Consider the following 22,903-nt stretch of genomic DNA (forward strand, 5'->3'; position numbering starts at 1 on the left):
TTTCGAGAAGTCCGAAAATTCAGCGTGGGAAAGAAATCATCCCTAGAGCTTGCAAATTACTAAATAATCTTTTTGGTAAAAAATACTAATCCAAAATTTTATTAGAAAGTGAGGATACTTGAAGTTCAAGCCTTTTTAACTCTCTAATAATTGCTTTTTTATCCATTTGCATCCAAGAAAATAATTTTAGCATACTCGAGGCCATTATACTTAATGCTCCAAAAATTCCCCATTTAATAAGCGCATTTGTCTCATCGACGTTAAAGAACTGAATGGCACAATAAATAAATATGCCAAAAAATCCTACCTGGACAATACTCATTAGAATAACCACCCAGCTATTTTTCCCAGAAAAGATACCTAATGCCATTTGCAATAGGTTTTGCTCTTCTAACTCATTATAAAACTTCACTTCTTCTTCTGTCAAAGTTTCTTTTATTAGTTTGTCTATGTCTTCCATATTAGTTTTCATAATTTCTAGTTTTTAAAATTATTTTTAATTTTTCTCTGGCATAAAATAAGCGTGACTTTGCAGTTCCAACAGATATGTCTAGCATTTTACCTATCTGTTTTAAACTGAATTCTTGCAAATAAAAAAGCTGAATAACCACTTTCTGATTATGTGGCAAATCTTTTATTGCTTTTGACATCGCACTTTTCAGCTGTTGATTTTCTGAATAATTATCATCATCAGATTTGATATCTATAATAAGCTTTACTGTTTTTTTACGCTGTCTAGATTGTAAACGTAACCAATCAGTAGATTTATTTACAACTATTCTATAGGCCCAATACTTAAACTGTTCAGGATTTTTAAGATTATTAATTTTATCCATTATCACTAGCCAACTCTCTTGTGCAATATCTTTTGCAATGTCCTTGTCTTTAACCAACCAATACGCCTTTTCACAAAATAACTTGTGCCATTTCTTAACTAAAAATGTAAGGGCGTTTTTATCTCCAGATTGTAACCTTTGGATTAAAAAAGCATCACTTTGATTTTGTTTTGTTGGCATTTAGATTAGGTTTCTATTACTAATGACGAGAAAGACTATAAAAGGTTCAATCCATAGAAAGATAAGATTAATTATAATCTAAAACGGAAAATTAAATTATGAGTCGATTATTACAAAATGCAATTATCTTTGCATTCTAATTTTTAATAGATGCCACGGAGAGAACGAAACAAATTTGTAAAACGCGGACAAGTCCTTGAACTTTTAATAGAAGACTATGCTTATGGCGGAAAAGGAATTGCACGTATAAGAAATGAACATGGCGAATTTGTAGTCTTTGTCCCTAATACTTTACCCGGACAATTGGTAAAGGCACAAGTAAAAAAATCCAGTAAAACATACGCAGAGTGTAAGCTATTTGAAGTTCTAAAAGCGTCAGAAGATGAAATAGATGTACCATATCAAGATATACCCGGTGCGCCATACATAAAATTACCGATAGAAAAGCAGCACGCCTATAAAAAACAGAGCACTATAGAACTCTTTAAACGTATCGGAAAAGTAAAAGATATCGAAGATAAGTTTGATGAATTTGTAACATCACCAAATACGTTTCATTATAGAAATAAAATGGAATATGGATTTTCGGCAATTGGTTATAATCATGAGTTAAAAACAGATGTTGACGAATTTACTTTAGGATTTAAAAAGCGAGGAACTTGGTGGTGTGGTGATAATCTTAATAATGATTCTGGCTTATTTGATACCGAATTTGAAAACCATCTAAAAGACATCAGAAACTATTGTCAGAATACTGGTTTAGCACCTTGGCATGCTCCAAAAAAAGAAGGTTTCTTTAGATATTTTGTAGTTCGTAAATCTTATAAGACCAATAAACTACTGTTTAATCTAGTCACAACTTCTTACGATCTGCAAAAGTTTGATTTAGATCAATTTGCAAACTATTTGGTTGCGCTTTTTGGTGACCGCGTCGCTGGTTTATTACATACTATAAATGACGAAATTGGAGACAGAACCATTGCTACTACTGGTAGTATTAGATTGATTTACGGTGAAGACAAAATCGTTGAACAATTACTAAACCTTAACTTTGAAATAAGCATGAAAAGCTTTTTTCAAACCAATCCAAAATCGGCAGAAAAGCTCTATACAAAAGTTATTGATTATGCTTTAGAGAATAAAGAGGCCATAGATAATACTGTTGTTATGGATTTGTTTTGTGGAACAGGTACGATTGGTCAGATACTAGCATCTAGAAGTGAAAATGCAAAAATTGTAGGTGTTGATATTGTAGTTTCTGCTATAGAAGATGCAAAAGAAAATGCCAAGCGTAACGACATTGAGGGTTTAAAGTTTTATGCTGCAGATGTTGGTAAATTCTTAAATGAGCACCCAGAATACACCAACAAAATCCGAACTATTATTTTGGATCCAGCACGTGCTGGGATTGCGCCAAAGACTCTTAAAAAAATAATAAACCTCAATGCGGAACGTTTGGTTTATGTATCTTGTAATCCAGCGACACAAGCTAGAGACACAGAGCAATTAATGCATGCTGGATATAATATAAAAAAGTTTAGTTTAGTCGATCAGTTTCCACATACATCACATATTGAAACTGTAGTTTTATTCGAAAAATAATAATGAGATATTACAAATATTCTTTTCTATTTATAGCTTTAATATTGTTAGGCTGCGAGCGTGACGATATTTGTGCTGAAGGCACACCAACTACACCAAGATTATTAATTGAGTTTTTTGATGCTATAGATACGGAGACACTAAAAAGCGTGACTAGACTGTCTGTATATGGTGAGGACTTGGTGACGGAAAATGGAGCAATTGTATTGCCAGAAGTGTCGACGAGTGCTTCGTTAATATTCAATTCAAACTCTAACGCTATCGAATTACCACTACTTGTAGGTGAAGAAGGTGTAGAAATAACAACACGTTACATCTTAGAGAAAGACACAAATCTTAGAATAGACGGTGATGTTGCTACAGATTCTAATGTTGATATTTTAGTCGTAAGATACATTCCGCAATTTGTATATGTCTCTAGAGCTTGTGGTTTTAAAAGTATTTTTACAAATTTAGAAGTCTCTATTGAAAGTAATGATGCTAGCCAATGGATACAAAACATAGCTTTTGCAAACACAACAGATACACAAATAATAGTTGAAAACGAAGACGCAACACATGTACAAATATTTCATTAAGAGTTTAGTCATATTATTAGTGTGTTTTTCGTCTGTATTTGCTCAGGTTGAAGCACAAGAGAAAACTCAAGATACTACAGTTTTTAAACAAAAATACGGTCTTAGATTAGGTGCTGATATTTCTAAACTGATACGTTCTGCCATAGATAATGATTATCAAGGGTTTGAAATTAATGGAGATTACCGTTTAACACAACGTCTATATTTAGCTGGTGAATTGGGTAATGAAGAACGAACATTAGATAGTGAAGCTTTAAATTCTACTGCAAAAGGAAGTTATTTTAAAGCTGGTGTAGATTATAACTTATACCGAAACTGGCTAGATATGGAAAATATGATTTATTCAGGTTTTAGAGTTGGCGCAAGTTCATTTAGCCAAACCTTGAATAGTTACACTATATATGATGTAAATAATCAATACTTAGGCCAACAAATAACTATAACAGACCCTGAAGAGTTTGATGGACTTACAGCTATTTGGGGCGAAATTATTTTGGGTATTAAAGCTGAAGTCTTAACCAATCTTTTTATGGGACTCAATGTGCAAATGAAGTTTTTGGTTTCAGAAACGAGTCCAGATAATTTTGAAAACCTATATATTCCGGGATTTAATAGAACTTATGATAGTGGTATCGTTGGTGCCGGTTTTGGTTATAACATTTCGTATTTGATTCCTATTTACAAGAAAGCGAAACCAGTTAAAAAAGAGGTAGAAGAAGCAATTGAAGAAGATAACTAGCCAAAAATCTTAACTAAAAGTTCTTTTAGTAAATCGCCTTGTGGTGTTGCATTAGCGCCTACACCTTTTCCTTTAACATCAAAATCTCTAAGTATAGCCACTGCTCTGCTCACATTTTTCATCGGGAAGTTTCGTGCAGCACTTGTATATTCATTCACAAAATAAGGGTTAATTTTTAATGCTGATGCCACACTTCTTGGTGACTTATCATTTAATCCGTGGTATTGTAAAAGTTGTGAAAAGAAATTAAAAAGTAAGGATACTGTAACTACCATTGGATTATCCTTTGGGTTATCACCAAAGTATTTTACAATTCTAAAAGCCTTTGCCATATTGCGTTCACCAACAGCTTTACGCAATTCAAAATTATTAAAATCTTTACTGATGCCTATATTCTCCTCAATAGCTTCAGGCGTAATCTGAGAATCTTTAGGCAATACTATTTTTAGTTTATTAAGCTCATTCTCAATTTTAGACAAATCGGTTCCTAAAAATTCTACAAGCATTTGGGAAGCCTTAGGCGTGATGGTATAACCCTGTCCAGATAAAACGCGGCGAATCCAATCTGGCACCTGATTATCGTATAGTTTTTTACTTTCTAGTACTAAACCAGTTTTTTGCAAAGCTTTATATAATGCTTTACGCTTATCAATCTTTTTGTACTTATAATTAATTACAAGAACCGTAGTTGGTTGAGGATTATTCGCATAATCTACTAGCTTTTCAATAGTACGGCTTAAGTCTTGCGCTTCTTTTACAATAACAACTTGTCGTTCTGCCATCATAGGATAGCGTTTGGCATTACTTACAATGTCATCAATAGAAATATCACGCCCGTATAATACCATCTGATTAAACCCTTTTTCAGCCTCATCCAAAATATTATTTTCAATAAAATCTGAAATCTTATCTATATAATAGGCCTCTTCTCCCATCAAAAAGTAGATAGGCTTGATATCGCCTTTTTGTATGGCAGTAACTATTTGTTTTGCTTCTTCCAAAAATTGGTTAATTTGGCTATTACTTCTCGATAAATTTTCTAGGAAAACCTCTCAAAGTGACGTTAAAATTTTAATTTTGTGTAGTGCAAGATCTTAATTTTCCAAAGTTCGACTACCGTTTCAAAAGTACAGAAAATAAAGTTTCTATTTTTGATATCATCCGCAAAAAATTTGTGGTTTTACAACCTGAAGAATGGGTAAGACAACACTGTGTGCATTATCTAATTTCCGAAAAGAACTATCCAAAATCTTTAATCAATGTAGAGAAAGAACTCACTATCAATAATTTAAAAAAGCGGTATGACATCGTTATCTTTAATCCTGATGGTTCTATTTTTTTGATTGTAGAATGCAAAGCCCCAAAAATTAAGATTAGTCAAAATACGTTTGACCAAATTGCACGTTATAACTTAGCATTAAACGCCACTTATTTGATGGTGACCAACGGAATTAATCACTATTATTGTCAAACAGACTTAGAAGCAGAGCATTATTCATTTTTAAAGGATATTCCAGATTATAATAAATGAAGAAAATCTTCATGAAGATATCGATTGCAATTATTCTCATCATATTGGTAGTTTATTCTGATATGTTTGATAGAGGTTTATTACAAAAAAAGTATATGCCAGTTGATGAGGTAGCCGAATTTTATCTTCAAGAGAATGTAAATAAAATACAAACAGCTTTTGAGGATAATTTTGATAATCCAAAATATAAATTTCCTCGTTCTGAAGTGCATAAAATTAAAGTTCTAAAAAATGTTCCTTTTCTAAGTAGACTATCAACAGTAACAATAACAGATGAATCAAAGATTGACTATATTATAACATTCTTTAATGACCCTAAAAATTTTGATTGGGGTGAAACTACTTGGGCATTAAATGAATCAAATTATATTTTTCGATTTTATAACGAAAATGATATAAAGGTTGGAGAGATTTGGTTATGTTCTGATCACTGTTCAAACATAGAATCTATTCCCTTTTCTCCTAATATGAAATTTGGAGGTATTAGCGAAATAGGTAAAGATAATATGGATTTAATTTTGAATAAAATAGTTAGGCCTTTGTAATAAATGAATTACAACACAAAAGATATCGCTGTTGTTATCCTTAACTGGAATGGAAAAGCGCTTTTAGAGCAGTTTTTGCCTTCGGTAACTTCATTTTCTGATGAAGCTAAAATCTATATCGCTGATAATGCATCAACAGACAAATCAATTGATTTTATTTCTAAAAGCTATCCTGAAATTAAAATTATTCAAAATGCTGAGAATGGTGGTTATGCCAAAGGCTATAACGATGCTTTAAAATATGTTGAAGAACCTCTACTCTGTCTTTTGAATAGTGATATCGAAGTTACAGAAAATTGGTTATCACCAATTGTGATGGCCTATAATTCTGAAGAAGACGTTGCTATAATTCAACCAAAACTATTAGATTATAAACAAAAAACTCATTTCGAATATGCTGGTGCAGCTGGAGGTTTTATTGACAAATATGGGTATCCGTTTTGTCGTGGCCGCATTTTCAATACTATAGAAGAAGATCGAGGTCAGTATAATGATACTATTGAAATCTTCTGGGCTTCTGGCGCCTGCTTCTTTATAAAGCATAAAGTGTTTAAATCTCTTCATGGTTTTGACAACACTTATTTTGCGCATATGGAAGAGATTGATTTATGCTGGCGAGCATTTAACGCTAATTATAAAACACTCTATGTTGGTGCATCAACAGTGTTTCATGTTGGTGGTGCAACATTGCAAGATACAAGCCCAAAAAAGACCTATCTCAACTTCAGGAATAGCTTGTTCACATTAGTAAAAAATACTGATAGAAATGTCTTTGGACGTGTAGTTACAAGGCTAATTTTAGACGGTATTGCTGGCATCAGATTTTTAGTCCAAGGCAAACTGTCGCTTTGTTTTGCGACCCTTAAGGCTCATATTAATTTTTACAGAAACTTACCTAGACTATTAAAGCAACGCAAGCATATAAAGCAGATGCCAAACTATAATAATCGTACGTCAATCGTTTGGGATTATTTTATAAAAAAGAAGCAAAAATTTGACTGTTTATAAATCTGTTAAAAATTTTGTTAATCAGTCTATCATTAGCTTTTCTTTTCTATAATTTTGTCTCGGTTTATAATAACAAACTATAATTGATTATGAAGAAAACGATTCTGCTTAGTATTTGTGCAATGTTGGTACTTACTGCATGTGTATCAAAGAAAGACTATTTGGCACTACAAGAAAAACAAAAAGAAACCCAAGATTTATTAAATACGGCTACCGTAAAATTAAATGCTTGTTTATCTGACCAAGCTGCAGCTAATGCGCGTTTAGAAGGTCTTAAAGAACAGTTAGCCGATATGCGTCGTAGTAATGAAGCTTTAATTAAGAGTTCTCAAGACTTAACTGAATTGACTAGTAAAGGTGCTGAAAACCTTGAAAAATCTCTTGAATCTTTAAAAGAACGTGATTTAAAGATTACGCGCTTACAAGATGCTCTAACTAGAAAAGATAGTGTTACGCTTGCCATAGTGACTAGTTTAAAGAAAGAAGTGGGTATTAATGACCCAGACATTGAGGTAAATGTAGAAAAAGGTGTCGTTTTTATTTCTATTGCTGATAAGTTGTTGTTTAAGAGTGGTAGCTATAATGTTACAGACAAAGCCAACGAAGTGTTGGGTAAGGTTGCTAAAGTAATTAATAGCAAGCCAAACTTTGAAGCCATGGTTGAGTCTCACACAGATAATGTATCTTATAGTAAACCACCACTATTAGACAATTGGGATTTAAGTGTAAAACGAGCTACTTCAGTAGTCAGAGTTTTGGAAAGCTTAGGTGTTAATTCTCAACAGCTTATCGCTGCTGGTCGTAGTTCTTATGTGCCATTAGTAGAAAACGATACGGCTGAGAACAGAGCAAAGAATAGACGTACACGTATTGTAGTATTACCAAAGATTGATCAATTTTATGAAATGATTGAAGAAGAAATGAAAAACCTTTCTGCTGGTAACTAATTATTTCTTTGTATTAAATATTAAAAACCCCGATGCTGAGCATCGGGGTTTTTCTTTTGTATGGATATAAACTTAATCTAAATGATCATAAGACTTTACAAGTCTTATAAACTCTGCCCTGTATCCTTGTTTATCTTTTGCTCTACCATTTTCTGCTAATTCAATAACCTTATCAATCGATGCATTATTATAATATTGAGAAGTTCTCAATTGCATTCCGAATAAAGCTACTGCAGATGCAAAATTCATATCTTCTGTTGGTTTGGTAATTTCTGTAGTTTGGACATGTACCATTTCTATACTTTTTGAAGCATCTGGTTTCTTATATCTAAACTTAACAGTGAATAATTCATTGGAATAATCATCAATTGTTTTAGTTTCAGTGTATTTTAAATCTGCAACATCATTTAAATATTCGGTCTCAATTCCTGTTGGCACTACTTCATATAACGCTGTAACTGTATGACCACTCCCTAATTCCCCTGCATCTATAGCATCATCAACAAAATCTTCATCATTAAGTAATCTATTCTCATAACCAATAAGTCGATAGGCTTGCACTTTTTTGGGGTTAAACTCAACTTGAATTTTTACGTCCTTAGCAATTGTATATAATGTGCCTCCAAATTCTTTACCAAATACTTTTTGAGCTTCTTGCATCGTATCTATATACGCATGATTTCCGTTTCCTTTATCTGCTAAAGTCTCTAGTTTTGAATCTTTATAATTCCCGTAGCCAAATCCTAAAACTGATAAAAAGACACCTGATTTGCGCTTCTCTTCAATAAGCTCCTCCATAGCTTTATCACTTGATGCGCCAACATTAAAATCACCATCTGTTGCTAAAATCACTCTGTTATTTCCATTCTTTTTAAAGTTCTTTTCTGCTAGCTTATATGCCAATTCAATACCTGCACCACCAGCAGTTGATCCACCAGAATTTAAATTATCTAATGCCCTTATAATTTTATCTTTTTTGTCACCAGAAGTAGGCTTTAAAACAACACCTGCAGCACCTGCATATACAACTATAGAAACTTTATCTTGTTGACGCAATTGATTGACTAATAATTTAAAAGCCGATTTTAAAAGCGGTAGTTTATTACGATTACCCATTGAGCCTGAAACATCAATTAGAAAAGTAAGATTAGATGCTGGTAAGTCTTCATTTTTATAGGTTTTACCTTGCAAACCAATTCTAACCAAATTGGTATTATCATGCCAAGGTGTTTTTACCACTTCAGTAGTTATGGAAAATGGATGCTCATCTGTTGGCTGAGGGTAATCATAATTGAAGTAATTAACCATTTCTTCAATCTTTACAGCATCTGGTTGAATTGTCTCTCCATTATTAATCATTCGTCTAACATTACTATAAGACGCTTTATCTACATCGATAGAAAATGTTGACAATGGAGAAAGCGTCGTTCTTTCAAAACTATTTTCTTCAATTACTGCGTAGGTCTCATTAGATTGAATCCTAAAATTGCCCTTATGCGTAGTAATAACAATACAGCCATGTTTGGCAATCTCACCAAACTTCTTTCTTGCTTCTGCTTTTGAATATTCCTTTTTTGTATCAATTAGTGAATCTGCAAGACTTTCGATAATCAAATTATCTTCTTTTTTTACAGGTATTCCATCTATGATATATAAAACATCTTTATTCTTTGTTTTTGCTTTTGTAGTAGTCACTACTATAACTCCACCTGTAGCTCGGCTACCGTATATTGCAGTAGCATTAGAATCTTTTAAAACTGAAAGTGACTTTATATCTTTATGATTAAGATGTCTAAATGTATTAGCATTAACAGTAACTCCATCAACTACATATAACGGCTCTCTGCCTTTTGATAAAGAAGCATTACCTCTTATGATAACCTGAGATGTTTGACTAGGCTGACCAGAACCTGTATTAACTAAAACACCACTAGTTTGACCTTGCAATGTTTGTGAAATGGAATTACTCTGTATTTGGCTAGCTAATTTATTGTGATATGCCTTTTGTTCTCTTCGTTTTAATTGTGCTTTTGAAGGCGCAGAATAACTTCGAGTTGATTTTGAATATCCTGTAATGACTACTTCATCTAATGCAGAAGAATCATCTGCCATAACTAAATTTATAACGTTACTGGTTCCTACTGTCCTTTTTTCAGTTTTCATACCAACAAAAGAGAATATCAAAACATCACCAGTATTAGCTTTAATGGAATATTTCCCATCAAAATCGGTTTGTGTACCATTTGAAGTTCCTTTAACAATGACAGTTACACCAGGTAAAGGCAATCCATCACTGGCTGCCGTTACTACACCAGAGATGTTCCTTTGTTGTGCTTGAAGCTGAAATGCCACAAATAAAATTGTGAAAATTTGTAATACGTGTTTCATGATTTAATTGCTTTATTGATTTTTAATTTTTAATTACTGCAATAATTTCTGGTAATAATGTAAGAGCGCTTAAGACTATAGCTGTTCCGTTACCTTTTTTATTGCCTGCGATATTATTTGCTAATGGTGCTAAAGGTTTTATACCTTGACGCTCAGGAAGCCTTATCATAATGACTTTATTATCATAGTCTTCTTCGTATATCTCATTAGCATATTGGTATGCTAACTCAATACCATCTTTAGCAAAAGCTTTAATACTTTCTTTTGGGTATTCTATTGTGTAAAGTATTTTCTTTAAAGCTTTTGGAGATGTTTTTCTCAGAGCTATACCGCTATAATTATGATATGTGGCAATACTTACATAATCATCTTCACTAAGACGTTTTGAGAGTAGTTTAAAGGTTTGTTTTAGGATAAACTTATCTTCTTCGGAAAAATCGCCTTGATGCGTTTTTAATAGGAATGAAATATTTTGTGGGTGACCATCTTCTTCAAAATGGTCTACAATAAATGTAAAGAGGTTCTCTAAAGTAACTGATTCTGTTTCAACGCTTCTTTCTTGACTGTTTAGTTGCACTGCACAGAACAGTATCGCAACATATTGGATTAGCTTTTTCATTAGTTCTGCATTTAAAAGTTTCGATAAAACTAAATGCATTACCGTTGCTATAAAACACAGAATGAGTGAAATGGAACTCTTAGTGAGTAAACTATCCTAAAACCAATTGAATAGTTCTTTGGCGTTGTACTTTCCCATTAAAAGTATCAACGAATTGGTCTGTAGTATAAATATGCTTAGGTATTTCGTACTTATGAAGTGATTTCGTAGTGTAGATTTTGGTCTTCAGTTCTTCAGAGATATTGTCCGTTGTTTCGACTATTAAAATCACTTTTTCTCCAAATTTATCATCAGGTTCTGCACAAACAATAATACGTTTCTTGATAATTGGAAGTAATTTTTGTTCTATCTGCTCTGGAAATAATTTAACACCTCCAGAGTTAATGACATTATCAAAACGCCCTAACCATTTGAATTCTTTATCGGATTTTAATTCAACAACATCGTTTGTAATCAAAGGTACATCCATCAATTTTGGTGCATCTATAATTAAGCAATCACGCTTGTCTTGGGTGAACTTGACCGTTGGCAGTGCCTTAAAAAAGTCTTCTCCTTTTTGAGTTAAAGTTTCTAATGGTTTTATCGCAATGTGAGTAACCGTTTCTGTCATACCATAGGTCTCGTAGAATTTTAATGGACTATTTTTTATCCTCTCTAATAAAGAAGGAACTATTTTAGAACCACCAATGATAATCGTTTTTATAGTATCTAATTTCTCTATTGATTCTGAGACCTGCATCGGAACCATAGCACAGAAATCATAACCTTTATTAGTATCAAACAATGGTTTGGAGTCTGGTGTTTCGCAATCAATTTCCAAACCCAAAATCATTGCTCTTACAAGCATCATTTTTCCTGCAATATAGCTGCTAGACAAACAGTTTAATGCCTTGTCTCCTGGCTTTAAACCAAAAAAATCTCCTGTCGCAATGGCAGAATTTACCATGGCTTGTTTTTGAAGCTTTATGCGCTTGGGTACTCCTGTTGATCCAGAAGTTTCTGCAAAAACAAAATCATCATCATTAAGCCAATCGATTAAGAAATCACCAGTAATGCGTTCGTGATAATCGCCTTCTTTTATAAGACTATATGCGACTTCTTTAAATTCTTCATGACTAAAATGATGCCCATTAAATTTAAATCGGTTGTGAATCTTATTAAAACTTGGCGTCATTAATCAAGTACTTTATAATCTTCTTTAGGTGGTGGTGATACTTTGCCAAACAACTTGTCTTTCCAATTTGTCCATCCATATTTTTTAGATAGAATAAAGAGAAGTATTGGATAGACTATTATTACTGGAGCCAAAATCTCAGTAATAGAACTTATTCCTTGTTCTGCAGTATTCTTAAAAATAGCATCTGTTTGTAATGCCGACCAATCTGAAGTAATTAGTAATGCTGCCAATAAATTATTACCAAGATGAAATCCTAATGCAAGTTCTAAGCCTTCGTCCATTAATGTCATTATACCAAGAAGTAATCCTGTACCAACATAAAAAATCATCATTTTAAAGTAACCAATCTCAGCAACTTCTGGATTAGAGCTATGCATAATCCCAAAAAGCACAGAAGTCAATATTAACGGGAACCATTTATTTTTTACTATGACTCCAATATGTTGCATTAAATATCCTCTAAAGAGGTATTCTTCTAATCCTATCTGAAAAGGAAATAAAAGAACACATATTAGAAACAGAATTGCAAATCTTCCTGGATTAAATTGATAAACAATATCTGAAGAATCGTAATAATAGCTAATAAAAAAAGTAACTAAAGTAAAAACAACCACTAGAAAGAAGGTGAAAAATATTCGCTTAAAATCAACTTTAGGTCGTGATGTCGTTAAAGACAATATACTACGCTGATGCACATATTTTACAAACACAAAAAGTAACAATATAAGTGGAACAAAAAGTCCCAAATTCAAAATCAAAGTTAAATTAGGGTCCCAACTTTTCATTAAATCATAGGATGCTTCTAAGTCTTCCGGTGAAGAAAATAGGTAGAAAATAAAATTTAGTACAAATATACCTGACACAACACATGTTGTAATTATTACCATCCATGCTTCTAACTTTCCTTTATAGGCCTGCTGAATATAATTCATTATATAATATTAAGTTTCCAATTTGTATTTATATCGTATTGCAAAGTACCATTTTTTACTGTTAATGGCGAATGAAAATTATTAGTATACAAACTGCCGGTTCCCAGACCTTGCGGCATTTTATTATTTAATGTATAGGTCCATTGCGCTATGGCATTTAATCCAATATTACTTTCTAAAGCACTTGTAATCCACCATTTAACCTGATGTTTCTCAGCAATATCAATCCATTTTTGGCTACCTAAAAAACCACCTATTAAACTCGGCTTGAGGATGATATATTGAGGCTTTATACTAGAAATAACGTTCTCTTTTTCGGTATCAAAAAACACACCTATAAGTTCTTCATCTAATGCAATAGCTATTGGAGAAGCTTCACAAAGTTTTGCCATAGCTTCGTATTGCATAGGTTTTATAGGTTGCTCTATTGAATGCAATTGATATTCTGAAAGCTGTTTTAATTTGTCTAAAGCCTCATTCTCATTAAATGCGCCATTAGCGTCTACTCGCAATTCAATATCTGAAGCTGAAAACTCTTTCCGAATGGATTTTAAAATATCCAATTCTGTTTGAAAATCAATTGCGCCTATTTTAAGTTTAATACAATCAAACCCAGCTTCAATTTTTTCGGTAATTTGCTTTCGCATAAAGGCGTCATCTCCCATCCAAACCAGTCCATTAATAGGAATACTATCCTTTCCTTTAGTAAATTCAGATGGAAATAAGTTGAATTTACTATCTACTTGTAAAGATTTAAAAGCTGTCTCCACACCAAATTGTATACTTGGAAATTCAACAAGAACGTTAAGTAATCTTTCTAGTCCTAAGTTAATATTGGCACATACCCATTTTAATTTTTCCTCATAATCTGGTCTGTCGTCTATAGAAAGCCCTCTTAGAATGCCACATTCACCAACACCAATTTTACCATTCTCTTCAAGACTAATAAACCAGGTTTCCTTAGTTGTCATAACACCACGAGATGTACCGCTGGGACGCTTAAAATTTAAAACATAACGTAGATAATTAGCTTTCATAAGAGTTTCAAAAATACTTATAATTCTCCCTTTTTAAATGAAATATATCATAATCATTTTACAAATTCGTATTTTCAATTTTTAAATATCAATTATGGATTTTAACAATAAGGTTGTATGGGTTACTGGTGCATCTAGTGGTATTGGTAAAGCTACAGCATTACACCTTTCTCAGCTTAATTGTAGACTCATACTCTCTTCTAGACGTGAAGCAGAACTCAATACTGTAAAATCTCTATGCAAAACTCAAGAGAATGTTGCTGTTCTTCCTTTTGACTTGGCAAATTATGATATGATGAAACCCATAGCAGAAAAGGCTATTTCTATTTATGGGACCATCGATGTCCTTATTAATAATGGTGGTATCAGTCAACGCTCATTGATAATAGATACGGATATCTCTGTAGATAAAAAATTGATGGAAGTCGATTATTTGGGTACAATAGCTTTATCAAAAGCTTTGTTGCCTTACTTTATGTCTCAACAATCTGGTCATTTTGTAACTGTAACTAGTTTAATGGGAAAATTTGGCTCACCCTATCGCTCTGGATATTGTGGAGCCAAACATGCGCTTCATGGTTTTTTTGATGTCTTAAGAATGGAGCATGAAAAAGATAATATTAATGTAACTCTAATTTGCCCTGGTTTTGTTAACACAGATGTGTCTCGCAATGCATTAACTGGTGATGGCACAAAATTAGAAACATTAGACAAGGCTACTGAAAATGGATTATCTGTTGACGAGTTTGCAAAACGCATGATAAAAGCCATTTCTAAGCAAAAATTTGAAGCTTATATTGGTAAGAAGGAAACTCTAGGTGTGTTTTTAAAACGGTTTTTTCCAAAACTGCTTCATAAAACAGTATTAAAAAGTAGTGTTAGATAACTACCAATTATGATGCATGCTTAACTGAAGCTGGCCTTTTCCCCAAGTATTGGTTTTTTGATTCATCCAACCAAGTTGAAAACGAATCTTCTCATTTAAAACATAACCTAAGCCAAGATAAGTTCTATTTCTATCAAATAACTCTACCGTTTGATTGTTCCCAATATCTTGTTGACCATTGATAAACAATTCGTTATACAATGCAGCATATATCGCTTTAGGCGATAATTCTTTCTTATTAATCGGAACATTTAAAAATAAGTTGTAACGATAACGTGTTCTAAAATCTTGATTTTCGACAAAACGTTGCTCATATCTAAAACGATGTGTCAAATAAAAACGACCTAGTTTCTGTGATAATAAAGCCTCCTGATAGATACGACTTTCAGTAGACGTATCATCACTAGAACCTGGGACACCAGAAGTTACATTACCATATCCTAGAGTGAATTTTACATTTGCATTTTTAGGCGTGTATGTAAATCCAGAACGCAATAAAAGCTGCTCCATATCACCCAAACCTTGCCAATCACGATATTGAAAATCGCCTTGAATGCCAAACTGACTATTCTTAAACTGATGACTATAAAAGTACATGTACCATGCACCGGTTTGAGATTGGTCGACTTGAGCAGTAGAAACACAAAAACTTAAACAAAAAACGAATAGATAGATATATCTCATTGGTTATTATTTTAATACAATAAATAGCCTACGCCTAATAAAATTGAGAACATAAAAGTTGTCAATGCTAATACTTTAAGCTGACTGTCGAAATCATTAGGAGCTTTAGCTTTTTTAATTTTATCTAAATGTATAATTAAAGGAATAAAGCTTAAAAGGAAAATAAAGTTGTATGGCTCTACATAATACAAAATGCTAAATAAAGTAGCCGTAAACATGGCGCCAAGTATTAAAAAATAATGATAGTTCTTCGCTCTTTGTTTTCCAAATTTTACGGCCAAAGTAATTTTACCAACTTTCTCATCAGCTTCCAGATCCCTCATGTTATTAAGATTTAGAACTGCTACACTTAATAAACCTAAAGTCGTTGCTGGTAAAAACACGATGTGGTCAATGGTTTTTACATTTAATAAATAAGTTCCTAAAACACTTATAAATCCGAAAAATATAAATACAAAGACATCACCTAGAGCTCTGTAACCATAGGGAGAATCACCCATTGTATAATTAATCGCTGCATATACAGAAAGACCTCCAAGGAATATAATAAGCAATGCATAAAGAAAATACGTATGTCCAAATGCCACATAAACTAACGAAATTGTTAGTGCAATCACTATAAGAATATTCTTTTTTATGGCTTCTAACATTTGCTCTTGAGTAATCGCTCCACTTTGTATGGCACGTGGAGGACCTACTCTATCTTCATTATCTGTACCTTTAACCCCATCGCCATAGTCATTTGCAAGATTAGATAGGATTTGCAAACTTACAGTTGTTAAAAGTGCGAGTATAAATACAAAAATATCAAACTTACCATTGTAAGCTGAAAGACATGTGCCTATGATAATTCCGGAAACTGATAGCGGCAATGTACGCAAACGCATTGCCGAAAGCCATGGTTTAATATTATTCATGAACATTGAAACTATTTATGGAATCCATTTCTTATCAAAATTCGGCTTACGTTTCTCTAAAAATGCATCTCTACCCTCTTTAGCTTCATCAGTCATATATGCTAAACGAGTGGCTTCTCCTGCAAATACTTGTTGCCCAACCATACCGTCATCAGTAAGGTTCATTGCAAACTTCAACATCTTTATCGATGTAGGAGATTTAGCCAATATCTCTTGAGCCCATTCATAAGCAGTATCTTCTAAATCTTGATGTGGAATTACAGCATTAACCATCCCCATTTCATAAGCCTCTTGAGCAGAATAGTTACGCCCTAAAAAGAAAATCTCTCTAGCTTTCTTTTGCCCTACCATTTTTGCTAAATATGCTGAGCCATAACCACCATCAAAGCTTGTTACATCTGCATCAGTTTGTTTAAAAATTGCATGTTCTTTACTCGCTAAAGTTAAGTCACATACAACATGCAAACTATGTCCGCCACCAACTGCCCATCCAGGGACAACAGCAATTACTGCTTTTGGCATAAATCTGATAAGACGCTGTACTTCTAAAATATTAAGTCTATGGTAACCATCGTCACCTACATAGCCTTGATGACCTCTTGCCCTTTGGTCACCTCCAGAACAAAAACTCCAAATACCATCTTTAGTCGATGGCCCTTCTGCACTGAGTAAAACTACACCTATGTTAACATCTTCATTTGCATCGTAAAATGCATCATAAAGCTCTGAAGTCGTCTTTGGTCTGAATGCATTTCTAATATTTGGCCTATTAAATGCTATACGAGCTACCCCATTAAATTTTTTATAAGTAATGTCTTCGTATTCTTTAGCAACGACCCATTTTATATCGCTCATTAAATATTCATTCTTTAGCAAACAAAAATACGGATTAATTCTATTTCTAATTCTATGATTAACTTACAAAAAGAGCATCATTTTGTTTAAGATTGAAATCTACTTTATTCAACGAAAACGTTGTAATTAAAACCAACTCAAATTACTATTAATCAAGCATTTAAAATATCCGTAACATTTCATGTATTTTATTATTTAATTCTAACATAAGCTAAACAAATTTTGAAGTTTTAGTACCTGATACGTTAAAGTCAAAAAATGTTATGATAATACTATGCTTGCATAGTACTTTTGCACTCTCTTAAACAAAAAATATGTCGATAACTGAGCACAAGAACACTTCGGAACTTACTGATTATCAAGAAGTAAATATTGGAAAATTATACTTTTTTGATAATTATGTTGTTGGTGAATTTAATGAAGGCGTACATATAGATTTTGAAACATTTGTAGAATCTACTGAAAAAATACTTAGCTATTTTGGTAGTAATGATTTTGGTTTTATTGCAAATAGAACAAATTCTTATTCAATTGATTTAAATGACGCAAATCGTTTTAATAAGAGTTTTCCAAATCTTAAGGCCTATGCTGTAGTATGCGATACTCTATTTGGAAAAGGTGTATTTGAAATTGAAAACCAGTTCTTTAAGTTTAATCGACAAATATTTAAAAACTTAGATGAAGCAATAACTTGGATTGGAGAAACACTATAAAAGCATCTATTTTAAATAGATTCCGTCATCTTTGATTTCAATTTTTCTTGCTTTGTATAATGAGCCAACGGCTTTTTTAAAGTTCTTTTTACTCATTTGAAGCATATCCCTTATATCATCAGGTGCAGATTTATCATTTAGTGGCAGAAAACCCCCATTATCCCCCAATTCTGTCAAGATAAACTGCGCATTGGGCTCTATACTACGATACCCAATTTGGCTTAGAGAAATATCTAACTTATTTCCAGGTCTTATTTTTTTGATAGTGCCCTTTAACCTGTCTCCGACGCTTAGATCTTTAAAGATTTCATCTTTAAAGACTAGGCCAAGGTGACGTTTGTTTACAATCACATTCATACCAATATCCGAAGGGTGCGACACAATTAAATCTACTTCTTCGTAGCGTTCTACAGTCAATTCTTTATTATCAAGAAAACGATTTGTTTTACTAGAAGCTACAAGACGACCTGACTCTTCATCTAAATAGCAGTGTACGAGATACCAACCTCCCGCTTTCATTTTAAAAGCTTGCTCCTTAAATGGGCAGAATAATTCTTTTACTAAACCCCAATCCAAAAAAGCACCAAACTTTGTAACTTGATTGCAACGCAACAAAGCAAAATCACCTTTTTTAATATAGGGTTTGTCTGTAATTGCAACAGGTCTTTCTTCGTTATCTAAATAAGCGAAAACTTCAATCTGGTCTCCTATTTCAAAAGATTCTGGCACATACCTGTTTGGCAATAAAATCTCGTTCTCTTCATTATCTCCTAAGAAGAGTCCTGGTTCTGTATCTCTTAAAATCGTAAGTGTATTGTACTCGCCTATATGTATCATGGAGCAAAGGTATCATTATTAATGTATGTAGCTAAAAAAAGCGTTAGTATTCTTATGCAGAACTCTAACGCTCGTAGTATCTTTTAAAAGATTCTAGTAAACTGATTCTTTATTGAAATGTTTTGTAAGCATATAGTAGATTACTGCTCTATACTTGTTACGATTAGAACGACCATATGTTTCAATAACACTATCGATGGCCTTATCCAAATCAGCACTATCACTTAATCCTAATTTTTTAATCAAGAAGTTGTTTTTCACAGTAGCTAATTCTTTTTCGTCAGATCCAGAAACTGTAGCAGCATCTGCATTATAAATTGATGGTCCTAAACCAACAGTTACTTTAGTCAGTAAATCCATATCAGGATTCATACCACACTTGTCTTTTAAGTCTGCAGCATATTTTTCAATAAGGTCGTCTCTTTTACTCATCTTATAGTTTTTTAGATTAATACATTAGAACATTTTAAAGATAGTGAAATTTACTATTCAAATAAAAAAGACCAACAAATTATTCAGAATTTTACTACTTAATAAATTCAAAATAGCCAAGTAAAATTTCATCATTAATTTGAGAAGGCGTAAAAATTTCTAACAATTTTGGTTGATGAGAAGTCTCATAAAACGTTTTTAAAACCTTTGTCAAAGCTAATTCATCATTTACAGAAGTATATTCAAAATTATACATTTTTGACAAGTCTGAAGCATCAAGGTTATGCTTAGTTTCAAAGAACATATCAAAATTTTCGGTATTCTTATGACCTGGTAAAATCCTAAAAATTCCACCTCCGGAATTATTAATAACTATGATTCTAAAGTTATTAGGAATGTAATTATTCCAAAGCGCATTGCTGTCATAGAAGAAACTTAAGTCGCCGGTAATAAAAGTGACACGTTCTTTAGAAGCCAAAGCTGCGCCAATTGCTGTACTTGTACTACCATCAATACCACTTGTACCTCTATTACAAAATACGGTTATATTATTTTTAAGTTGAAATAACTGCGTATATCGTATTGCGGAGCTGTTACCAACTTGAAGCTGACTATTACTAGGGATACTTCTAAGTATTTTATCAAAAACTATAAAGTCTGAAAACGGAATCGTCTGCAAATAATCATCATGTAACATTCGGCGCTTTTCTCTAATAGACAACCAATGTGTTTTGTATTGACTTTGATTACTAATATTTACTCCCGACAAAAACACATCAAAAAATGTATTTGGCTTTAATCTTATATGCCTGTCCAATACAAAAAAGGTATCATTAGCATTGTATTCATCAACATGCCAATGGTATCGAGGCTTATAATCTCTTAAAAAACGCTTTACTTTTTTTGATACGACTAAACCACCAAAAGTCAGTAATACATCTGGTTGAAGTTTATTAAAATCTTCATCCTCAAGAGGTGCTATAAGTTTATCAATCCCTGGAAATATGTCCTTATGATGAAGGTTAGACGTGGTTTCTGTCATGATAATAACACTATTGTCTTTTGCCAATTGATGCAACCACTTTTCCTCAATTGAATTAGGCTGTAATACACCAACCAAGATTAGTTTTTTGTTAGAATTACTCCAGATTTCAGCACATTCTTCTATCTCATTGGCATCGATGCTTAGTTCAGTATTTGGTAACTTAAAAGGTATTGGGCTAATTGTTAACTCATCAACTCTTTCGTACAAAGGTTCATCAAAAGGCACATTAATATGGGCTGGTCCAGAATTTATAACGGCACTATGCAATGCTTGATGAATCTCTGTTTCGTTTTGAGATTGAATCCCATTTTGAAGTCCAAGCAATTTCTCAAACTTGTTTTCTAAATTTTTAAATAACGGCACTTCCTCTTCTGGAGGTTTCTGGGCATCTTCACGCAAATCTAATTTTAGATTTGCACTATAAAACACATGCTCACCATAAACATTTTTCTGCTTTATAGTTTGTCCATCGCCAACATCAATCAAATGTTTTGGTCTATCTGCAGATATCACCACAAGAGGAATACGGCTATAATAAGCTTCTGAAACCGCTGGATAATAATTAAGTAATGCACTACCAGATGTACAAACAACAGCTGTAGGCTCTTGTGTTTGCTGTGCAATGCCCAATGCAAAAAAAGCAGCACAACGCTCATCTACTATACTATAGCATTTAAAAAAAATATCATGAGTAAAACCAATAGTTAAAGGCGCATTTCTGCTTCCTGGAGATATAATAATATGCTTGATATTATGCGTTTTGCATAATGTTACAACAGTTTGTGCTAAAGGAATTTTAGAGTATTGCATTAATACACAAAGATAAACAATTTATAGGTGGACTTATCTCAAAATACGACCAATAGTTTTTGCTTTATTTTGGGTTTCTTCCCATTCGGTTTCTGCAACAGAGCCTTTTGTAATACCACCACCAATATAGATTTTGGCTAAGTTATCTTTAACCTGCATACAGCGAAGATTTACATAAAAATTCGATTGCTTTTTTACAATACTGTATGCATTATTCTCAACGTTTCTTCTGTTAGGATTTCTAGTCTTAGAAAACTGAAGATTTAATTCACCTAAGAAACCCGTATAAAACTCCCGATTATAATTTTCATGATCAAGAATAAATTGCTTTGAGTCTTCTTTAGGAAAACCACATACGGCTGGTGTAGGATGCAAGGCTTCAATGATAGATTTTAATTCTGTTTTTTTAGAAACTCGACTAATCAATCGTGACTTTAAATGCCAAAGGTTACCTGCTCTAATGGTTTCAACTTCAGAAATATTAGTAGTATCTGTATAATCTGAAATTTGCTGTGCTAAATAATCCGTTACAATCTGCTGCTCTTTTAACTCTTTTTCTGTCCAATTAGGCTGTCCGTTTGGATTATAAGCCTTTGTACCTGCTAGAGAAATGGTCGTGAGCTGCTGGCCTTCAATCTTAAATAATAGTTCTGGTGTTGCACCTAACCATAAACCTGCTTTTGGATGATACCAACAATAAACCATTGCATTTTTGTAGGTATTGAATAAGCGTTTAAAAATAGAAATAGGATTTTCTGTAACTGGTCGCTCTTCAAAACGTGACAAAACTACTTTTTCAAGCTTATTACTTTTTATGGCTTCTATACCTTTTTCTACCAATTTTATATGAGTTTCTTTGCCTTCAGAATTAGCAGGCAACCTCGTTTCCTCATCATCTTCAACTTGAAGAGTTTCAACCTCAAAAATATGATGCTTACATTCGCTTTGCGGTAAAACAATAGCTGGTCTATTTAAGTCAAAAGGTGAAAACACAAAACCACTTTCAGAAAAATTGTTGGTATTGTATAAGGTATCATCAACCTGTAACCAGCATTTTATAACAGAATTTATTGGCCTGCTATAGACCACAAAAGGCAATTTGTTGGTGTATTGCTCCTCTATATTTTGAAAAAAAATGTCTTCGCTCATTTACTTTTTCTTAGGCAAAGTAATTGTTGATAAACGACAAATAGAAACAAGATTGTCATCCTCATCTGTAATTCTAATATCTAACAGTTGTGTCGTACGTCCGCGATGTAAAAACGACGCTTTTGCATAGACATAACCTTCTTTTACACTTTTTAAATGGTTAGCTGTAATCTCTAATCCACGAACAAAAAACGCTTCAGTATCAATAAAAATATGTGATGCAAAACTACCAACACTTTCCGCTAAAGCCGCAGTAGCGCCACCGTGTAACACTCCATCTGGCTGGTGCACTTTTGGTGTTACAGGCATACGCGCTGTCAACGTCTCTTCAGTAAAATCTACAATCTCAATACCTAAGGTTTCCATTAATGTATTTTTACTGGCTGCGTTGGCTTTTTGTAGTAATTGGTCTTTAGATATTTGCATAGTTATGCCTACTTTTAATGTCGGAAAACA

Annotated in this window: 25 protein-coding genes; 9 read left to right on the plus strand and 16 right to left on the minus strand. The window is 33.0% G+C overall.

Annotation, left to right across the window (positions count from 1 at the left end):
• Window positions 1-85 precede the first annotated feature (85 nt).
• Window positions 86-472, minus strand: a complete 387-nt coding sequence (locus IEV10_RS10630; protein WP_188374714.1) for a DUF6768 family protein — start codon at window positions 470-472, stop codon at window positions 86-88.
• Window positions 462-1,016 carry an RNA polymerase sigma factor gene (locus IEV10_RS10635; RefSeq protein WP_188374715.1) on the minus strand — a complete coding sequence of 185 codons (555 nt, stop codon included), beginning with the start codon at window positions 1,014-1,016 and terminating at the stop codon, window positions 462-464. Before IEV10_RS10635 ends, IEV10_RS10630 begins: the two co-directional genes overlap by 11 nt.
• A 150-nt stretch (window positions 1,017-1,166) precedes the next feature.
• On the opposite strand from IEV10_RS10635, the gene rlmD reads away from it, so the two are divergent.
• From rlmD to IEV10_RS10650, 3 genes are read left to right on the plus strand one after another with little or no spacing between them, the layout of a single operon-like run.
• On the plus strand, window positions 1,167-2,618 hold the full coding sequence (gene rlmD, locus IEV10_RS10640) for a 23S rRNA (uracil(1939)-C(5))-methyltransferase RlmD (RefSeq protein WP_188374716.1): 1,452 nt from the start codon (window positions 1,167-1,169) through the stop codon (window positions 2,616-2,618).
• A gap of 2 nt (window positions 2,619-2,620) precedes the next feature.
• On the plus strand, window positions 2,621-3,196 hold the full coding sequence (locus IEV10_RS10645; protein WP_188374717.1) for a DUF6452 family protein: 576 nt from the start codon (window positions 2,621-2,623) through the stop codon (window positions 3,194-3,196).
• Complete coding sequence (locus tag IEV10_RS10650; protein WP_188374718.1) at window positions 3,177-3,935, plus strand: DUF6048 family protein; 759 nt, start codon at window positions 3,177-3,179, stop codon at window positions 3,933-3,935. The genes IEV10_RS10645 and IEV10_RS10650 overlap by 20 nt, the downstream gene beginning before the upstream one ends.
• On the opposite strand, the gene holA is transcribed toward IEV10_RS10650, so the two are convergent.
• Window positions 3,932-4,936, minus strand: a complete 1,005-nt coding sequence (gene holA / locus IEV10_RS10655) for a DNA polymerase III subunit delta (protein ID WP_188374719.1) — start codon at window positions 4,934-4,936, stop codon at window positions 3,932-3,934. The genes IEV10_RS10650 and holA overlap by 4 nt on opposite strands.
• Before the next feature lie 83 nt (window positions 4,937-5,019).
• On the opposite strand from holA, the gene IEV10_RS10660 reads away from it, so the two are divergent.
• The 4 genes from IEV10_RS10660 (at window position 5,020) to IEV10_RS10675 (ending at window position 7,966) form a co-directional block, all read left to right on the plus strand.
• Window positions 5,020-5,466, plus strand: coding sequence for a type I restriction enzyme HsdR N-terminal domain-containing protein (locus tag IEV10_RS10660; protein WP_188374720.1), 447 nt, complete (start codon window positions 5,020-5,022; stop codon window positions 5,464-5,466).
• Entirely contained in the window at window positions 5,463-6,011 is a 549-nt protein-coding gene (locus tag IEV10_RS10665; RefSeq protein WP_188374721.1) for a hypothetical protein, read from the plus strand. Before IEV10_RS10660 ends, IEV10_RS10665 begins: the two co-directional genes overlap by 4 nt.
• Before the next feature lie 3 nt (window positions 6,012-6,014).
• A complete protein-coding gene (locus tag IEV10_RS10670; RefSeq protein WP_188374722.1) occupies window positions 6,015-7,019 on the plus strand; it encodes a glycosyltransferase family 2 protein in 1,005 nt (334 codons plus the stop codon).
• Window positions 7,020-7,108: 89 nt separating this feature from the next.
• On the plus strand, window positions 7,109-7,966 hold the full coding sequence (locus IEV10_RS10675) for an OmpA/MotB family protein (protein ID WP_188374723.1): 858 nt from the start codon (window positions 7,109-7,111) through the stop codon (window positions 7,964-7,966).
• Window positions 7,967-8,038: 72 nt separating this feature from the next.
• On the opposite strand, the gene IEV10_RS10680 is transcribed toward IEV10_RS10675, so the two are convergent.
• The 5 genes from IEV10_RS10680 to IEV10_RS10700 all read right to left on the minus strand — a co-directional run bounded on the left by IEV10_RS10680 (window position 8,039) and on the right by IEV10_RS10700 (window position 14,119).
• Window positions 8,039-10,354: a vWA domain-containing protein gene (locus tag IEV10_RS10680; protein WP_188374724.1), complete on the minus strand. Its 2,316-nt coding sequence runs from the start codon at window positions 10,352-10,354 to the stop codon at window positions 8,039-8,041.
• A gap of 22 nt (window positions 10,355-10,376) precedes the next feature.
• On the minus strand, window positions 10,377-10,973 hold the full coding sequence (locus tag IEV10_RS10685; RefSeq protein WP_188374725.1) for a vWA domain-containing protein: 597 nt from the start codon (window positions 10,971-10,973) through the stop codon (window positions 10,377-10,379).
• A 91-nt stretch (window positions 10,974-11,064) separates the two neighbouring features.
• Window positions 11,065-12,147: an AMP-binding protein gene (locus tag IEV10_RS10690; RefSeq protein ID WP_188374726.1), complete on the minus strand. Its 1,083-nt coding sequence runs from the start codon at window positions 12,145-12,147 to the stop codon at window positions 11,065-11,067.
• Entirely contained in the window at window positions 12,147-13,082 is a 936-nt protein-coding gene (locus IEV10_RS10695) for a CPBP family intramembrane glutamic endopeptidase (RefSeq protein ID WP_188374727.1), read from the minus strand. Before IEV10_RS10695 ends, IEV10_RS10690 begins: the two co-directional genes overlap by 1 nt.
• Complete coding sequence (locus IEV10_RS10700) at window positions 13,082-14,119, minus strand: o-succinylbenzoate synthase (RefSeq protein ID WP_188374728.1); 1,038 nt, start codon at window positions 14,117-14,119, stop codon at window positions 13,082-13,084. Before IEV10_RS10700 ends, IEV10_RS10695 begins: the two co-directional genes overlap by 1 nt.
• 94 nt (window positions 14,120-14,213) lie before the next feature.
• Between IEV10_RS10700 and IEV10_RS10705 the strand changes: the two genes are divergently transcribed.
• Window positions 14,214-15,005 carry an SDR family oxidoreductase gene (locus IEV10_RS10705; RefSeq protein WP_188374729.1) on the plus strand — a complete coding sequence of 264 codons (792 nt, stop codon included), beginning with the start codon at window positions 14,214-14,216 and terminating at the stop codon, window positions 15,003-15,005.
• Here IEV10_RS10705 and IEV10_RS10710 read toward each other — a convergent pair whose 3' ends face one another.
• Genes IEV10_RS10710 through IEV10_RS10720 form a run of 3 tightly spaced genes read right to left on the minus strand, consistent with a single transcriptional unit; the run spans window position 15,006 to window position 17,461 of the window.
• Complete coding sequence (locus IEV10_RS10710; protein ID WP_188374730.1) at window positions 15,006-15,689, minus strand: DUF2490 domain-containing protein; 684 nt, start codon at window positions 15,687-15,689, stop codon at window positions 15,006-15,008.
• An 11-nt stretch (window positions 15,690-15,700) separates the two neighbouring features.
• Window positions 15,701-16,606: a 1,4-dihydroxy-2-naphthoate octaprenyltransferase gene (gene menA, locus IEV10_RS10715; protein ID WP_188374731.1), complete on the minus strand. Its 906-nt coding sequence runs from the start codon at window positions 16,604-16,606 to the stop codon at window positions 15,701-15,703.
• A 15-nt stretch (window positions 16,607-16,621) separates the two neighbouring features.
• On the minus strand, window positions 16,622-17,461 hold the full coding sequence (locus tag IEV10_RS10720) for a 1,4-dihydroxy-2-naphthoyl-CoA synthase (protein WP_188374732.1): 840 nt from the start codon (window positions 17,459-17,461) through the stop codon (window positions 16,622-16,624).
• 314 nt (window positions 17,462-17,775) lie between these two features.
• On the opposite strand from IEV10_RS10720, the gene IEV10_RS10725 reads away from it, so the two are divergent.
• The gene (locus IEV10_RS10725; protein WP_188374733.1) at window positions 17,776-18,174 is read left to right on the plus strand and encodes a hypothetical protein; all 399 of its coding nucleotides are present in this window, start codon (window positions 17,776-17,778) and stop codon (window positions 18,172-18,174) included.
• 6 nt (window positions 18,175-18,180) lie between these two features.
• Here the strand turns inward: IEV10_RS10725 and IEV10_RS10730 are convergent, their stop codons facing one another.
• The 5 genes from IEV10_RS10730 to IEV10_RS10750 form a co-directional block, all read right to left on the minus strand.
• A complete protein-coding gene (locus tag IEV10_RS10730) occupies window positions 18,181-19,011 on the minus strand; it encodes a CvfB family protein (RefSeq protein WP_188374734.1) in 831 nt (276 codons plus the stop codon).
• 93 nt (window positions 19,012-19,104) lie between these two features.
• Window positions 19,105-19,443, minus strand: a complete 339-nt coding sequence (locus tag IEV10_RS10735; protein ID WP_188374735.1) for a DUF2853 family protein — start codon at window positions 19,441-19,443, stop codon at window positions 19,105-19,107.
• A 94-nt stretch (window positions 19,444-19,537) separates the two neighbouring features.
• Window positions 19,538-21,298, minus strand: coding sequence for a 2-succinyl-5-enolpyruvyl-6-hydroxy-3-cyclohexene-1-carboxylic-acid synthase (gene menD / locus IEV10_RS10740; protein WP_188374736.1), 1,761 nt, complete (start codon window positions 21,296-21,298; stop codon window positions 19,538-19,540).
• A gap of 33 nt (window positions 21,299-21,331) precedes the next feature.
• Complete coding sequence (locus IEV10_RS10745) at window positions 21,332-22,447, minus strand: chorismate-binding protein (protein ID WP_188374737.1); 1,116 nt, start codon at window positions 22,445-22,447, stop codon at window positions 21,332-21,334.
• A complete protein-coding gene (locus tag IEV10_RS10750; protein WP_188374738.1) occupies window positions 22,448-22,873 on the minus strand; it encodes a PaaI family thioesterase in 426 nt (141 codons plus the stop codon).
• Between the last annotated feature and the right edge of the window lie 30 nt (window positions 22,874-22,903).

Origin of the sequence: Winogradskyella haliclonae, from assembly GCF_014635865.1 — a bacterium.
GTDB lineage: Bacteria > Bacteroidota > Bacteroidia > Flavobacteriales > Flavobacteriaceae > Winogradskyella > Winogradskyella haliclonae.